Annotated in this window: 1 protein-coding gene; it reads left to right on the top strand. The window is 38.7% G+C overall.

The annotated features are described in order from the left end of the window. Window positions 1-161: 161 nt before the first annotated feature. Window positions 162-791, top strand: a 630-nt coding sequence (locus NB504_RS17810; protein WP_149145544.1) for a DUF4145 domain-containing protein, incomplete at its 3' end; no start/stop codon positions are given.

Genomic DNA, 791 nt, shown 5'->3' with positions numbered 1-791 from the left:
CTCATTGAATTTGCATAACAAACGGCTCAAGAGGGATTGCCAACGCGTGGCGACTTTAGTGCAAAATTGAAGTTCAGTGTTTACAGTGTTTTTTTAAGTTCAGCGGTGCGTTGTCAACCCCTTAGCCGGGCGTTAAGTGTTTCTTGAGTTTGGGAGTACAAATGAGTAAATATTATCCACCGATATTTCTACAAGAACAATTTCATTGTGTTCAATGTGGAGTATTCGCAAGTCAATATTGGAATAAGATTTTTCTTCGTAATCAAAATGGTAATTTTCAGAATACAGAGTTTTCATATAATAAATGTTGTCATTGCAATGAAATTTCTTTTTGGTTTCAAGGTAGAATGATTGTGCCCTCAGAAGCACCAGTACCCCCTCACCACCAAGATTTACCTGAAGTATGTACTTCAGATTATAACGAGGCTAGGGACATTGTTGCGCGATCTCCTCGAGCTGCCGCAGCTTTACTTCGCTTAGCTATTCAAAAACTGCTTATTGAATTGGGTGAAAAGGGTAAAAATATTAACGATGACATTGGTTCACTAGTTACCAAAGGTTTGCCCATCGAAGTTCAGCAAGCATTAGATTATTGCCGAGTAATAGGTAATAACGCAGTGCATCCAGGAGAAATTGATCTAAATGACAACCCAGAAGTAGCAAATAGTCTGTTTGAAATGATTAACTTTATTGTTGAGGTGACAATTTCTCAACCTAAAAAAGTGGCAGCGCTTTATAATATCCTTCCTGAGGGAGTGTTGAAAGCTGTGGAAAAACGGGACAGCGTCAAA

It is taken from the genome of Vibrio sp. RM-69-4 (genome assembly GCF_024743775.1).
Taxonomy (GTDB): Bacteria; Pseudomonadota; Gammaproteobacteria; order Enterobacterales; family Vibrionaceae; genus Vibrio; species Vibrio anguillarum.
Note: the sequence above shows the minus strand (reverse complement) of the source record. Positions and strands in the feature narration are given on the sequence as shown.